Origin of the sequence: Pseudomonas sp. DWP3-1-3b3 (assembly GCF_049896305.1) — a bacterium.
GTDB classification, from domain to species: domain Bacteria; phylum Pseudomonadota; class Gammaproteobacteria; order Pseudomonadales; family Pseudomonadaceae; genus Aquipseudomonas; species Aquipseudomonas azotoformans_A.
In genome coordinates, this window is record NZ_JAFCUA010000009.1 from 147,664 (window position 1) to 160,908 (window position 13,245).

The following is a 13,245-nucleotide window of genomic DNA, read 5'->3' on the forward strand; positions in this document are numbered from 1 at the left end:
GATTCGGTTCCCGAAGTGTTGCCGCTTGTGTGCTTACTTGAACCCCGGATCCTGGGCTTTCCACCAACTGCAGAACTCGTCGAGGGCGGTCCACAGGCTGACTTTGGGCTCGTAGTCCAGATAATGCCTGGCGCGGCTGATGTCGAGGGTGAAATCTTTGTTCATCACTTGCATGCCCAGGCGCGACAGTGACGGCTCCGGGCGCCCGGGCCACATCGCGCAAAACGCTTCGTTGAGCGCCGCTACGCTGTAGGACAAACCGTAGGACCGGTAACGCGTCACCTGGGGCAATTGCATTTGACGCATCACGTAGTTCACCACATCCCACACCGGAACTGGCGTGCCGTTGCTGATGTTGTAGGCCCGGCCCAACGCGGAGCCTGGCGCGAGCAAACTGCCGAGCAAGGCTTCGTTGAGGTTGTGCACACTGGTGAAGTCGACCTTGTTAAGGCCGTCGCCGACGATGGCCAGGCGGTTCTTGCGCTGCATGTTCAATAGGCGCGGGAAGATACTCATGTCACCGGCCCCCGTGACGAATCGCGGGCGCAGGGCAATCACTTCAAGGCCGAACTCCTGGGCTCCGAACACCTTCTGCTCGGCCAGGTATTTGGTGGCCGCATAAGGGTGCTTGAAGCGCTTGGGCACTTGCTCTTCGGTCAGGCCCAGGTGGTCGCGACCGTCGAAGTAAATGGAGGGCGACGACAGATGCACCAAACGCCCGACATGCTGCTTGAGGCAGGCCTCGACGACGTTCTCGGTGACCTGCACGTTGCCTTGGTAAAAGTCCTGATACTTGCCCCACAAGCCGACGGCGCCGGCGCAGTGCACCACGGCCTCGACATCGCGGCACAGGTGTCGCACCAGGTCGGCGTCATTCAGATCACCCTGGATAAACTCGGCGCCGCGCCTGACCAGGTGCTCCACACCTTCGGCACGTCGCCCGTTGACCCGCACGTCCAGGCCCTGCTCCAGGGCGAAACGCGCAAAGCGCCCGCCAATGAAGCCGCTTGCGCCGGTGACCAGAATCTTCATGTATTACCCCATGTTCTTACGTTTTTCATCGCTGTTGCCTTGACGCACGCCATCACTCCAACGGCACCAACCATTGACCACAGGCCTGGGCCAGATGGTCGGTCAGCAAGCCCAACAGTTGCCCGCCACTGCGCCAATGATGCCAGTACAACGGCACATCGATGGGCTTATCTGGCAATAACTCGACCAATATGCCCTTTTCCAGCTGGTCGCGAACCTGCAATTCCGGCACCAGCCCCCAGCCCAGGCCCGCCTCGGTGAGGCGGATGAAGCCTTCAGACGATGGACACAAATGGTGCTCAAAACCACCGTCCACGCCGAGAGAAGCCAGGTAGCGGTGCTGCAGGAAATCATCCGGCCCGAACACCAGTGCCGGGGTGCGCGCCAGTTGATCGGCGCGTACGCCCTGGGGAAAATGCCGGGCGATAAACGCCGGGCTGGCCAACGCCCGATACCGCATGGCGCCCAGCAACAGGCTGCGCGCGCCCGCCACCGGACGCTCGCTGGCGCAGATACAGGCCGCCACCTCACCCGCGCGCATGCGTTTGAGGCCGACAGTCTGGTCTTCGACCACCAGATCCAGCAGCAAATGCTGCTCGGCGCAAAACCCGCTGACGGCCTCGGCCCACCACGTGGCAAGGCTGTCGGCGTTCAACGCGATGCGCAGGCGTTCGGGCATGCCCTCTTCATCCAGCGCCGGCACCTGGCTTTGCAGGTCACGCTCCAGTAAGCGCACCTGTTGCACATGGTTGAGCAGGCGACGGCCGATATCAGTGGGCGTCGGCGGCGTGGCCCGCACCAGTACCGGCTGGCCAATACGTCCCTCCAGCAACTTGATGCGCTGGGAGATGGCCGACTGCGACAGCCCCAGCACCTGAGCGGCACGCTCGAAGCCCGCCTGTTCCACCACCGCCGCCAGGGCAGAAAGCAATTTATAGTCGAACATCAGTTTCTCTAATGAGCGATCAGGAATATTGGTTTTTCTTATACAGCCTGCACCCTGAGAATAGCCAGCATCGCTCTTCTCTTTATAAGGAACCTCCCATGGCTGGCGAAACCGCCCTGGCAACCCTGCTGCGCAGCATGAGCCCCCAGCTCAATGACGGCGACTATGTGTTCTGCACCGTGCCCGACAACCGCATCCCTGTTGGCTGCGAGGTGATCGGCAGCTTTCGCGAGCAGGAAGGCTTGACCCTGATCGTCGAACGCCAACAAGCGGAACAGGCCGGCCTGGCTTTTGATTACGTCGCCGCGTGGATCACCTTGAATGTGCATTCGGCCCTGGAAGCCGTGGGCCTCACCGCCGCCTTCGCCAGTGCGCTGGGCAAGGCCGGCATCAGTTGCAACGTGATTGCCGGTTATTACCACGACCACCTGTTCGTCGGGCGTGCCGATGCCGAGCGCGCCCTGCAGGTGTTGCGGCAACTGGCAGCAGACGCGGAGTAAATGCTATGTGGCAGAGTTATCTGAATGGTTTGCTGGTGGCGCTGGGCCTGATCATGGCCATCGGCACTCAGAATGCCTTTGTACTGGCGCAAAGCCTGCGCCGTGAACATCACTTGCCCGTGGCCGCGTTGTGCGTGGTGTGTGATGCGCTGTTGGTGGCCGCCGGGGTGTTCGGCCTGGCGACAGTGCTGGCACAAAGCCCGGTGCTGCTGGCGGTGGCGCGCTGGGGCGGCGCGGCGTTCCTGATCTGGTATGGCGCGTGTGCACTACGCCGAGCGTGTTCCAAACAAAGCCTGGACCAAGGCGACAACCTCAAGGTGCGCTCACTGCGCGCGGTGATGCTGAGCGCGTTGGCCGTGACACTGCTCAACCCCCACGTCTATCTGGACACCGTGCTGCTGATCGGCTCACTCGGCGCCCAACAAACCGAGCCCGGCGCCTACGTGGCCGGTGCCGCCAGCGCGTCGTTCCTGTGGTTCGCCACCCTGGCACTCGGCGCGGCGTGGCTGGCACCCTGGCTGGCGCGCCCCGCAACCTGGCGCCTGCTGGACCTGTTGGTGGCGGTGATGATGTTCAGCGTGGCCTATCAATTGATCGCGGCTTAGGGAATATTCCAAAACGCTCTGGAACCTCTATCCCACACAGTTGTTGCGTGGTTTTGCCGCACCCCCGGTGCTATGATCCGGACCCTGCGCCGCAAAGAGTACAAACTCCCCGGCGCTTGTTTGGCCGCCCGTGATCGGCCTTGCGCTCACCGCAACTGACCTGATTAGGAGAATCATCATGGCTTTCGAATTGCCGCCGCTGCCCTACGCACACGATGCCCTGCAGCCGCACATCTCCAAGGAAACCTTGGAATTCCACCACGACAAGCACCACAACACCTACGTCGTGAACCTGAACAACCTGGTGCCAGGCACCGAGTTCGAAGGCAAGACCCTGGAAGAGATCGTCAAATCCTCTTCGGGCGGCATCTTCAACAACGCCGCTCAGGTCTGGAACCACACCTTCTACTGGAACTGCCTGGCGCCAAACGCCGGTGGCCAACCGACCGGCGCACTGGCTGATGCCATCAACGCTGCGTTCGGTTCGTTCGACAAGTTCAAGGAAGAGTTCACCAAGACCTCCGTCGGCACCTTCGGTTCCGGTTGGGGCTGGCTGGTGAAAAAGGCTGACGGTTCCCTGGCCCTGGCCAGCACCATCGGCGCCGGCAACCCGCTGACCAACGGCGACACCCCGCTGCTGACCTGCGACGTCTGGGAACACGCCTACTACATCGACTACCGCAACGTGCGTCCAAAGTATGTGGAAGCGTTCTGGAACCTGGTCAACTGGAAGTTCGTGGCTGAGCAGTTCGAAGGTAAGACCTTCACCGCCTAAGCAACGCTTGCAGTAGAAAAAGCCCGGCATTGCCGGGCTTTTTTGTGGGCGCTCCACAACGCTGGCCGGACCGGAATAGTGGAACCCGCAGAAGGGAATCTGCCACCCACGCAGTGAGAGGAATAACCCTTTCACACTCTGCTGGAGAATCAATGATGGAAGAAATCGGAAAAGCAGGCGGGCAGATGGCGATGCAACTCATCAGCGGCCTTATGAAAGGCCTCGCCGGTGGCGCAGGTGGCGGTAGCGAAGGCGGCGGTGCCAGTGCACCCAGCAAGCCCGGTGAGGACATGATGCCGCCGGCGCCGTCGAAGATCGAGGTTTCCGCCTATCAGTGATGCAAAGGCTTAGCCTGACCACAGGCCAGTCGAGTACCCAGACGGCGGAGCAAATCCGCCGTTTTTTTCTGTTTTTTTCTGTGCATCCAGCCTCAAGACGCCTGCGGCCCTAATGTTCCTTTGACTGCCCTCACGGGATTGCCAATACTCATGGCATATTGAAGGCCACCCGCATGAGACAAGGAATGCCCCTTTGAAGCTGGAACTCAAGAACAGCTTGTCGGTGAAGTTGCTACGGGTTGTGCTGCTGTCGGCATTGATCGTGGGCGTAGCGCTGAGCGTGGCGCAGATCGTTTTCGATGCCTACAAGACGCGCCAGGCCGTGGCCGGCGATGCCCAGCGCATCCTCGACATGTTCCGCGACCCCTCGACCCAGGCCGTCTACAGCCTGGACCGCGAGATGGGCATGCAAGTGATTGAGGGCCTGTTCCAGGATGACGCGGTGCGCATGGCGTCCATCGGCCATCCCAACGAAACCATGCTCGCCGAGAAAAGCCGCGCATTGCAGCAATCGCCCAGCCGCTGGTTGACCGACCTGATACTCGGCCAGGAACGCACATTCACCACCGCATTGGTCGGCAAAGGCCCCTACAGCGAGTATTACGGCGATCTGAGCATCACCCTCGACACGGCCACCTACGGCAAGGGGTTTATTGTCAGTTCAGTGATCATCTTTATTTCCGGGGTCTTGCGCGCCCTGGCGATGGGCTTGGTGCTGTACCTGGTGTATCACTGGCTGCTGACCAAGCCGCTGTCGCGGATTATTGAGCACCTGACCTCGATCAACCCGGACCGGCCCAGCGAACACAAGATCCCGCAACTCAAGGGCCACGAGCGCAACGAATTGGGGCTGTGGATCAACACCGCCAACCAGTTGCTCGAATCCATCGAACGCAATACCCATCTGCGCCATGAGGCGGAAAGCAGTCTGCTGCGCATGGCCCAGTACGACTTCCTGACGGGCTTGCCGAACCGCCAGAAACTGCAGGAGCAACTGGACAAGATCCTCATCGACGCCGGTCGCCGCCAACGGCGCGTGGCCGTGTTGTGCGTGGGGTTGGATGACTTCAAGAGCGTCAACGAACAGTTCACCTACCAGGCCGGCGACAAACTGCTACTGGCCCTGGCCGACCGTTTGCGCGCCCACAGCGGCCGCCTCGGCGCCCTGGCCCGGCTGGGCGGCGACCAGTTCGCCCTGGTACAAGCCGATATCGACCAGCCCTATGAGGCCGCCGAACTGGCGCAAAGCATCCTCGATGACCTGGAAGCGGAATTTGCCCTCGACCACGAAGGCATCCGCCTACGCGCCACCATCGGCATCACCCTGTTCCCGGAAGACGGCGACAGCACCGAAAAGCTGCTGCAGAAAGCCGAACAGACCATGACCCTGGCCAAGACCCGGTCGCGCAACCGTTACCAGTTCTATATCGCCAGCGTCGACAGCGAAATGCGCCGTCGCCGCGAGCTGGAAAAAGACCTGCGCGATGCCCTGAGCCGCGACCAATTCCACTTGGTGTACCAGCCGCAGATCAGCTACCGCGATCACCATGTGGTCGGCGTGGAAGCGCTGATCCGCTGGCAGCACCCGGAACATGGCCTGGTGCCGCCGGACCTGTTCATTCCGCTGGCCGAACAGAACGGCACCATCATCCCGATTGGCGAATGGGTGCTCGACCAGGCCTGCAGGCAATTGCGTGAATGGCACGACCTGGGCTTCACCGAGTTGCGCATGGCGGTCAACCTGTCCACCGTGCAATTGCACCACACCGAGTTGCCGCGGGTGGTCAACAACCTGATGCAGATCTACCGCCTGCCGCCGCGCAGCCTGGAACTGGAAGTCACCGAGACCGGCCTGATGGAAGACATCAGCACCGCCGCCCAGCACCTGCTGAGCCTGCGCCGTTCCGGGGCATTGATTGCGATTGATGACTTCGGCACCGGCTACTCATCCCTCAGCTACTTGAAAAGCCTGCCGCTGGACAAGATCAAGATCGACAAGAGCTTCGTGCAGGACCTGCTGGATGATGACGACGACGCCACCATCGTGCGGGCGATCATCCAACTGGGCAAAAGCCTCGGTATGCAGGTGATCGCCGAAGGCGTGGAAACCGCCGAGCAGGAGGCCTACATCATCTCCGAAGGCTGCCATGAAGGTCAGGGTTATCACTACAGCAAACCCTTGCCGGCGCGGGAGTTGGCGGCTTTTTTAAAGCAGTCGGAGCGCAATAACGCCGCGATTCTCTGATGCAGCAAAACGATACTGAATATTTCCCGCGTATAACCCTTTACACAAAATGCAAATCTTTCGCATTATGTCGCAGTTTTTGCGCTCCCCCGCGCGCCCCATCAACAACCGAAGCAGGATGTTCGCCATGATTCGTATGCCCCTGGCCACCGCCAGTCTGCTGGCCATTGCCATTTCTCTCGCCGGTTGCGGCGAAGGTAAAGACAAGGCCGCCGCGCCTCAGGCGCCGACCCCGGCTGCCAGCACTACCGCTCCAGCGGCTGCCACCCCTGCCGGCCAGGTCGACGAAGCCGCTGCCAAGGCCGTGGTCGCGCATTACGCAGACATGGTGTTCGCGGTCTACAGCGATGCCGAGTCCACCGCGAAAACCCTGCAAACCGCTATCGACGCGTTCCTCGCCAAGCCGAACGACGAAACCCTGAAAGCCGCGCGCACCGCCTGGATCGCCGCCCGCGTTCCTTACCTGCAAAGTGAAGTGTTCCGCTTCGGCAACACCATCATCGACGACTGGGAAGGCCAGGTGAACGCATGGCCGCTGGACGAAGGCCTGATCGACTATGTCGACAAGTCCTACGAACACGCCCTGGGTAACCCAGGCGCCACTGCCAATATCATCGCCAACAACGAAATCCAGGTCGGCGAAGACAAGGTCGACGTTAAAGACATCACCCCGGAAAAACTCGCCAGCCTCAACGAGCTGGGCGGTTCCGAGGCCAACGTCGCCACCGGCTACCACGCCATCGAATTCCTGCTCTGGGGCCAGGACCTGAACGGTACCGGCCCAGGCGCTGGCAACCGTCCTGCGTCGGACTACCTGACCGGCGACGGCGCCACTGGCGGCCACAACGAGCGTCGCCGCGCCTACCTGAGCGCCGTGACCCAACTGCTGGTCAGCGACCTGGAAGAAATGGTCGGCAACTGGAAACCCAACGTTGAAGACAACTACCGCGCCACCCTGGAGGCAGAACCTGCCACCGACGGCCTGCGCAAAATGCTGTTCGGCATGGGCAGCCTGTCCCTGGGCGAACTGGCCGGTGAGCGCATGAAGGTTTCCCTGGAAGCCAACTCGCCGGAAGATGAGCAAGACTGCTTCAGCGACAACACTCACAACTCGCACTTCTACGACGCCAAGGGCATCCGCAACGTCTACCTGGGCGAGTACACCCGCGTCGACGGCACCAAAATGACCGGCGCCAGCCTGTCGTCCCTGGTGGCCAAGGCCGACCCGGCAGCCGACACCGCGCTGAAAGCGGACCTGGCGGCTACCGAAGCGAAGATCCAGGTCATGGTTGACCATGCCAACAAGGGTGAGCACTACGACCAGCTGATCGCGGCCGGTAACGATGCGGGCAACCAGATCGTCCGTGACGCCATCGCCGCCCTGGTCAAGCAGACCGGTTCGATCGAAGCGGCGGCGGGTAAGCTGGGCATCAGCGACCTGAACCCGGACAGCGCTGATCACGAGTTCTGATCAATGCGCAGTTGAATGAGGCGACCTTCGGGTCGCCTTTTTCATGGGCGGTTTACATGCCCTGCACCCCAGGTAGAATGGCGCCTCTGCCCTATCTCGAGCGAATTTCATGGCGTTGCCGACCCTGCGCATCATCGGTTTCATCATCGGCATCTTCCTGATCACCCTCGCGATCGCGATGGTCGTGCCCATGGCAACCCTGGTGATCTTCGAACGCACCAGCGACCTGCCCTCCTTCCTGTGGGCCAGCATGATCACCTTTATCGCAGGCCTGGCGCTGGTGATTCCCGGTCGCCCAGAGCATGTGCACCTGCGCCCGCGGGACATGTACCTGCTCACCGTCACCAGTTGGGTGGTGGTGTGTATCTTTGCCGCGCTGCCGTTCCTGCTGACCCAGCACATCAGCTACACCGACTCGTTTTTTGAAAGCATGTCCGGCATTACCGCCACGGGCTCCACGGTGTTGAGCGGGCTGGACGCGATGTCGCCGGGTATCTTGATGTGGCGTTCGCTGCTGCACTGGCTGGGCGGTATCGGCTTTATCGGCATGGCGGTAGCGATCCTGCCGCTGCTGCGCATCGGTGGCATGCGCCTGTTCCAGACCGAATCCTCGGACCGCTCGGAAAAGGTCATGCCCCGTTCGCACATGGTGGCGCGGCTGATCGTGGCGGCCTACGTGGGCATCACCATCCTCGGCAGCCTGGCGTTCTGGTGGGCCGGCATGGGCCTGTTCGATGCGATCAACCATGCAATGTCAGCGATTTCCACCGGCGGGTTCTCCACCTCCGATGAATCCCTGGCGCACTGGAAACAGCCGGCGGTGCACTGGGTAGCCGTGGTGGTGATGATCCTCGGCAGCTTGCCGTTTACCCTGTATGTAGCCACCCTGCGGGGCAACCGCAGGGCATTGATCAAGGACCAACAAGTGCAAGGCCTGCTCGGCTTGCTGATCGTGACCTGGCTGGTGCTCGGCACCTGGTACTGGTGGACCACCAACCTGCATTGGCTGGACGCGCTGCGTCATGTGGCGCTGAACGTCACGTCGGTGGTGACGACCACTGGGTTTGCACTGGGGGACTACAGTCTCTGGGGCAATTTCTCACTGATGCTGTTCTTCTACCTCGGCTTTATCGGCGGCTGTTCGGGCTCGACGGCCGGCGGGATCAAGATCTTCCGCTTCCAGGTTGCGTATATCCTGCTCAAGGCCAACTTGAACCAACTGATCCACCCGCGCGCGGTGATCAAGCAGAAGTACAACGGCCACCGTCTCGACGAAGAAATCGTAAGGTCGATCCTGACCTTTTCGTTCTTCTTCGCCATCACCATCTGCGCCATCGCCCTGGCCTTGTCGCTGCTTGGCCTGGACTGGATGACCGCCTTGACCGGCGCCGCGAGTACCGTTTCGGGCGTGGGCCCGGGCCTGGGCGAAACCATTGGCCCGGCGGGCAATTTCGCCAGCCTGCCGGATGCGGCCAAGTGGATCCTGTCACTGGGCATGCTGCTCGGCCGGCTGGAGATCATTACGGTCTTTGTTCTGTGTATTCCGGCGTTTTGGCGCCACTGACGCTCGACGCGTCCAACAACCGCGCCCGGTATTCGCCGGGCGTGACATCGAACCAGCGACGAAACGCGCGGAAGAAGTTGCTCGGATCGGCAAAGCCCAACAGGTAGGCAATTTCCAGCAGGGTCATGCTGGGTTGCGCCAGGTATTGCTCGGCCAGTTCACGGCGGGTGTCATCGAGCAGGGTCTGGAAGCTCGTGCCCTCCTCCTGCAAACGCCGCTGCAAGGTGCGCTGGGACAAGTGCAACGTCTGGGCCACCACTTCACGCTTGGGCTCGCCCTGGGGCAACAGGCGGCACAACACCTGCCGCGCCTTGTGGGTCACGCGGCTTTCCGAGAAGCGCGCCAGGTATTCACCGGCAAAGCGGTCATGCAGCAAGGCAATGGCCTCGTTGGCCGTGGGCAGCGGCGCGTCCATGTCGGCCCGCTCGAAAATCAGCGCGTCGTAGGGTGCATTGAACTCCAGCGGCGCATGGAAGGCTTGTTTGTAAGGGGCCAGGTCCGCCGGCTGCTCGCCTTGCAGCACCACTTTGCGCGGCTGCAGCGTGCGGCCGGTCAGCCAGCCGCACAGGGCCAAGGCACTGGCCAGCGAGGCTTCGGCGCTTTGCCGGGTAGGCGGCAGGTGGTCACCGTGTACCGTCAGAATCAGCGCATAACCTTCGGGGATCAGTCGGAAACTCAGGTCGGCACTTTCAGCGATAATCCGCTGGTAGCGCACCAGCCGCATAAAACCTTCGGCCAGGGTGTTACTGGACATCAATGCATAACCGGCCACATGAAATGACGCCGGACGCACCACTTTGCCCATGTTCAGGCCGATTGCCGGGTTACCCGACAGCTCCACCGCCCGCTGCCACAGGCGGGTCATGGAGTCCTGCGGAAACCGCGCATCGGGATCGCTCAGGGCGGCATAGTCGAGGCCGAGCTGCTTGAACAAGGCGCGGCAATCCAGGCCGTCCATTTCCAATGCCTTGACTATCCCCATCGCCCAGCTTGCAGAAGTTGTTCGTTCGCTCATGGCGTCTTCTTAATAAAGCAGGCTCAAACGGCAGCCAGGAAGCCAAGGATACTAAAGTGGCATCTATTGTCACTGGCTGTTACCACTGATCACTCTAGACTCAAATAAGCTCCCCGCCGAACATCTGTTGGGCGGCACAACAAGCAAAGGGCCGGTCACCGTGGAAAACGTCAAGCGATTCAACAGCTTTGCTGAGTTTTACCCTTATTACCTGGCTGAGCACGCCAACAGCACGTGCCGGCGCCTGCACTTTATCGGCACCACGCTGGTGATCGGTATTCTGGCGTACGCCATCGGCAGAGGTTCGCTTCTCCTGTTAATCGCCTTGCCGATTGCCGGTTACAGCTTTGCCTGGATCGGCCACTTCTTCTTCGAAAAGAACCGCCCAGCGACCTTTCAACACCCGTTCTACAGCCTGTTGGGGGATTTTGTGATGTACCGCGACATGATCCTGGGCAAGGTGCCGTTCTAGCCGAACGACCGTTTAAACGATGAAAGTTCATCCATCTGCCGACATTAAAATCTTTTTGTCATTTGCAGTGCTGTATCCTGCCAAGGCTTTTTGAGAGCGCGGAATCACCTGCGATTGAAAAAACAGACCTTGCGAGGAGCGACGACGATGCACGAGATACCTAATCTCCCCTTCCCAAGCCTGCACCCTACAGAGCAGCCAACACCGCAGCAGGCCAGTGATAAACAGCCTGAGGCCAAAGAAGCAAAACCAGTCGACAGCGAAAGCCAGGACTGACGCCGTACCAGACCGTGTGGAAAGCGCAGCTTTGAGCGCTTTCCACACTGCCTGAACCCATCGAGACGCCCGCCATGACCGATACCCTCCCCGACAACCCGGACACCGCCGTACTCGACGCTGCCTTGCAGATGGTCGAGATCTGGAACCGCCTCAGCGCCGACAAACAAGCGCTGCTGCTCAAGCGCTTCGGCACCCAGGAAAACGCCCTGGCCGCCCTGGTCACCACCCAACTGCTCGCCCCTACCCAAGCCTGATGTCTTTCTGAGCTGAGGTTTTTGCGTTTTACCGCCCTGCGCAAGCCAAACCACCGGTATCATTAGCAGCCTATCTTTACCTGCCGCGACAGTGGACCTTTCCCATGCCCGATACCCAGCGCCCCATGGCGGTCACGCTGCAAGTTGTTTCCATCGTGTTGTTCACCTTCATTGGCTACCTGAATATCGGCATTCCCTTGGCCGTGTTGCCGGGTTATGTCCACAGTGAGCTGGGTTATGGCGCGGTGATTGCCGGCCTGGTGATCAGCGTGCAATACCTGGCCACCCTGCTCAGCCGCCCGTACGCGGGCAAAATCATCGATAACCTGGGCAGCAAGCGCGCCGTGCTGATCGGCCTGGTGGGCTGCGGCCTGAGCGGTGTGTTCATGCTGCTCGCGGCGTGGTTTTCCAGCCTGCCGGCCTTGAGCCTGGGCAGCCTGTTGATCGGCCGCCTGGTCCTTGGCAGCGCGGAAAGCCTGGTGGGTTCGGGCGCCATCGGCTGGGGCATCGGCCGCGTCGGCGCGCAGAACACCGCCAAGGTGATTTCCTGGAACGGCATCGCCAGCTACGGTGCGCTGGCCGTCGGCGCACCACTGGGCGTGTTGCTGGTAAGAAATTTCGGGCTGTGGAGCATGGGCGTCAGCATTATCTTGCTGGCCATCGTCGGCCTGCTGCTGGCCTGGAACAAAGTCGCCGCACCGATTGTTGCCGGCGTGCGCCTGCCCTTCATGAATGTGCTCGGCCGCGTATTGCCCCATGGCTGTGCCTTGGCGCTGGGTTCCATCGGCTTTGGCACCATCGCCACCTTCATCACCTTGTATTACACCACCCAGCACTGGGATAACGCGGTGTGGGCCCTGAGCCTGTTCGGCGCCAGCTTTATCGGCGCCCGGTTGTTGTTCGGCAACCTGATCAACCGGATCGGCGGCTTTCGCGTGGCGATTGCCTGCCTGTCGGTGGAGATCCTCGGCTTGCTGCTGTTATGGCTGGCCCCGGACGCCAACCTGGCCCTGGCTGGCGCCGCGTTGAGCGGCTTTGGCTTTTCCCTGGTGTTCCCGGCGCTCGGGGTGGAGGCCGTCAACCTGGTGCCGGCCTCCAGCCGCGGCTCGGCGGTAGGCGCCTACTCGCTGTTTATCGACCTGTCACTGGGCATCACCGGACCGCTCGCCGGGGCCGTGGCAGCCGGCTTCGGCTTTGCGTCGATCTTCCTCTTCGCCGCCCTTGCAGCCCTGGGTGGTTTGCTGCTGAGCCTGTACCTGTACCGTCAGGCACCCAAGGCCCGTGAGGCACGTGGCGACTAGAAGTCGACCTTGCCGCGCCCGGCCTTGATGCTGCCACGCTTGGTCTTGGACTCAAGCCGGCGCTTTTTCGAGCCCAGGGTCGGCTTGGTCGGGCGGCGTTTTTTCTCCACCTTGGTGGCGCTGAGGATCAATTCCACCAGACGCTCCAACGCATCCGCGCGGTTCTGCTCCTGGGTCCGGTATTGCTGGGCCTTGAGTACCAGCACGCCTTCACTGGTGATGCGGCTGTCGCGCAGCGCCAGCAAGCGCTCCTTGTAGAACTCCGGCAGCGACGACGCCGGGATATCAAATCGCAGGTGCACGGCACTCGACACCTTGTTGACGTTCTGTCCACCAGCGCCCTGGGCGCGAATGGCGGTCAGCTCGATCTCGGCGTCGGGCAGCTGCACATTGTTGGAAATCACCAGCATTGAGGCAGATCCGCGGTTCAGGGCGTCCAGCATACCCG

The 13,245-nt window shown here is 61.4% G+C and carries 14 protein-coding genes; 10 read left to right on the plus strand and 4 right to left on the minus strand.

The window, feature by feature from the left end:
• Positions 1-33: 33 nt before the first annotated feature.
• Together ACP7BX_RS24715 and ACP7BX_RS24720 are read right to left on the minus strand one after the other, a co-directional pair.
• A complete protein-coding gene (locus ACP7BX_RS24715) occupies positions 34-1,032 on the minus strand; it encodes an NAD-dependent epimerase/dehydratase family protein (protein ID WP_314531207.1) in 999 nt (332 codons plus the stop codon).
• Positions 1,033-1,084: 52 nt separating this feature from the next.
• On the minus strand, positions 1,085-1,978 hold the full coding sequence (locus ACP7BX_RS24720) for a LysR family transcriptional regulator ArgP (protein WP_426130913.1): 894 nt from the start codon (positions 1,976-1,978) through the stop codon (positions 1,085-1,087).
• A 98-nt stretch (positions 1,979-2,076) separates the two neighbouring features.
• On the opposite strand from ACP7BX_RS24720, the gene ACP7BX_RS24725 reads away from it, so the two are divergent.
• The 7 genes from ACP7BX_RS24725 to ACP7BX_RS24755 all read left to right on the plus strand — a co-directional run bounded on the left by ACP7BX_RS24725 (position 2,077) and on the right by ACP7BX_RS24755 (position 9,476).
• Positions 2,077-2,478, plus strand: a complete 402-nt coding sequence (locus tag ACP7BX_RS24725; RefSeq protein ID WP_177111155.1) for an ACT domain-containing protein — start codon at positions 2,077-2,079, stop codon at positions 2,476-2,478.
• Positions 2,479-2,483: 5 nt separating this feature from the next.
• The gene (locus tag ACP7BX_RS24730) at positions 2,484-3,083 is read left to right on the plus strand and encodes a LysE/ArgO family amino acid transporter (protein ID WP_426130911.1); all 600 of its coding nucleotides are present in this window, start codon (positions 2,484-2,486) and stop codon (positions 3,081-3,083) included.
• A gap of 178 nt (positions 3,084-3,261) precedes the next feature.
• Positions 3,262-3,858, plus strand: coding sequence for a superoxide dismutase (locus ACP7BX_RS24735; RefSeq protein WP_033896332.1), 597 nt, complete (start codon positions 3,262-3,264; stop codon positions 3,856-3,858).
• A gap of 152 nt (positions 3,859-4,010) precedes the next feature.
• Positions 4,011-4,196, plus strand: coding sequence for a hypothetical protein (locus ACP7BX_RS24740; RefSeq protein ID WP_055725970.1), 186 nt, complete (start codon positions 4,011-4,013; stop codon positions 4,194-4,196).
• A gap of 193 nt (positions 4,197-4,389) precedes the next feature.
• Positions 4,390-6,441, plus strand: a complete 2,052-nt coding sequence (locus ACP7BX_RS24745) for a putative bifunctional diguanylate cyclase/phosphodiesterase (RefSeq protein ID WP_426130908.1) — start codon at positions 4,390-4,392, stop codon at positions 6,439-6,441.
• Positions 6,442-6,568: 127 nt separating this feature from the next.
• Positions 6,569-7,912, plus strand: a complete 1,344-nt coding sequence (locus tag ACP7BX_RS24750) for an imelysin family protein (RefSeq protein WP_028617710.1) — start codon at positions 6,569-6,571, stop codon at positions 7,910-7,912.
• 109 nt (positions 7,913-8,021) lie between these two features.
• Positions 8,022-9,476: a TrkH family potassium uptake protein gene (locus tag ACP7BX_RS24755; protein ID WP_028617711.1), complete on the plus strand. Its 1,455-nt coding sequence runs from the start codon at positions 8,022-8,024 to the stop codon at positions 9,474-9,476.
• Here ACP7BX_RS24755 and ACP7BX_RS24760 read toward each other — a convergent pair.
• Positions 9,433-10,491 carry an AraC family transcriptional regulator gene (locus ACP7BX_RS24760; protein ID WP_426130906.1) on the minus strand — a complete coding sequence of 353 codons (1,059 nt, stop codon included), beginning with the start codon at positions 10,489-10,491 and terminating at the stop codon, positions 9,433-9,435. The two genes, ACP7BX_RS24755 and ACP7BX_RS24760, sit on opposite strands and share 44 nt — an antisense overlap.
• 160 nt (positions 10,492-10,651) lie before the next feature.
• Here ACP7BX_RS24760 and ACP7BX_RS24765 point away from each other — a divergent pair, with 160 nt between their 5' ends.
• From ACP7BX_RS24765 to ACP7BX_RS24775, 3 genes are all read left to right on the plus strand, one after another.
• Positions 10,652-10,963 carry a DUF962 domain-containing protein gene (locus ACP7BX_RS24765; RefSeq protein WP_038851615.1) on the plus strand — a complete coding sequence of 104 codons (312 nt, stop codon included), beginning with the start codon at positions 10,652-10,654 and terminating at the stop codon, positions 10,961-10,963.
• A gap of 350 nt (positions 10,964-11,313) precedes the next feature.
• Positions 11,314-11,496 carry a hypothetical protein gene (locus ACP7BX_RS24770; RefSeq protein WP_095017413.1) on the plus strand — a complete coding sequence of 61 codons (183 nt, stop codon included), beginning with the start codon at positions 11,314-11,316 and terminating at the stop codon, positions 11,494-11,496.
• A gap of 104 nt (positions 11,497-11,600) precedes the next feature.
• On the plus strand, positions 11,601-12,797 hold the full coding sequence (locus tag ACP7BX_RS24775) for an MFS transporter (protein WP_178954480.1): 1,197 nt from the start codon (positions 11,601-11,603) through the stop codon (positions 12,795-12,797).
• Here the strand turns inward: ACP7BX_RS24775 and arfB are convergent.
• On the minus strand, positions 12,794-13,207 hold the full coding sequence (arfB, locus tag ACP7BX_RS24780) for an alternative ribosome rescue aminoacyl-tRNA hydrolase ArfB (protein WP_017737978.1): 414 nt from the start codon (positions 13,205-13,207) through the stop codon (positions 12,794-12,796). The two genes, ACP7BX_RS24775 and arfB, sit on opposite strands and share 4 nt — an antisense overlap.
• Between the last annotated feature and the right edge of the window lie 38 nt (positions 13,208-13,245).

Excerpts from the sequence above, each read along its gene's own strand:
- ACP7BX_RS24770 (WP_095017413.1), top strand. The coding sequence starts at position 11,314 with ATGACCGATACCCTCCCCGACAACCCGGACACCGCCGTACTCGACGCT.
- ACP7BX_RS24720 (WP_426130913.1), bottom strand. The coding sequence starts at position 1,978 with ATGTTCGACTATAAATTGCTTTCTGCCCTGGCGGCGGTGGTGGAACAG.
- ACP7BX_RS24760 (WP_426130906.1), bottom strand. The coding sequence starts at position 10,491 with ATGAGCGAACGAACAACTTCTGCAAGCTGGGCGATGGGGATAGTCAAG.
- ACP7BX_RS24730 (WP_426130911.1), top strand. The coding sequence starts at position 2,484 with ATGTGGCAGAGTTATCTGAATGGTTTGCTGGTGGCGCTGGGCCTGATC.
- ACP7BX_RS24740 (WP_055725970.1), top strand. The coding sequence starts at position 4,011 with ATGATGGAAGAAATCGGAAAAGCAGGCGGGCAGATGGCGATGCAACTC.
- ACP7BX_RS24755 (WP_028617711.1), top strand. The coding sequence starts at position 8,022 with ATGGCGTTGCCGACCCTGCGCATCATCGGTTTCATCATCGGCATCTTC.
- ACP7BX_RS24750 (WP_028617710.1), top strand. The coding sequence starts at position 6,569 with ATGATTCGTATGCCCCTGGCCACCGCCAGTCTGCTGGCCATTGCCATT.
- ACP7BX_RS24725 (WP_177111155.1), top strand. The coding sequence starts at position 2,077 with ATGGCTGGCGAAACCGCCCTGGCAACCCTGCTGCGCAGCATGAGCCCC.
- ACP7BX_RS24775 (WP_178954480.1), top strand. The coding sequence starts at position 11,601 with ATGCCCGATACCCAGCGCCCCATGGCGGTCACGCTGCAAGTTGTTTCC.
- arfB (WP_017737978.1), bottom strand. The coding sequence starts at position 13,207 with ATGCTGGTGATTTCCAACAATGTGCAGCTGCCCGACGCCGAGATCGAG.
- ACP7BX_RS24715 (WP_314531207.1), bottom strand. The coding sequence starts at position 1,032 with ATGAAGATTCTGGTCACCGGCGCAAGCGGCTTCATTGGCGGGCGCTTT.
- ACP7BX_RS24735 (WP_033896332.1), top strand. The coding sequence starts at position 3,262 with ATGGCTTTCGAATTGCCGCCGCTGCCCTACGCACACGATGCCCTGCAG.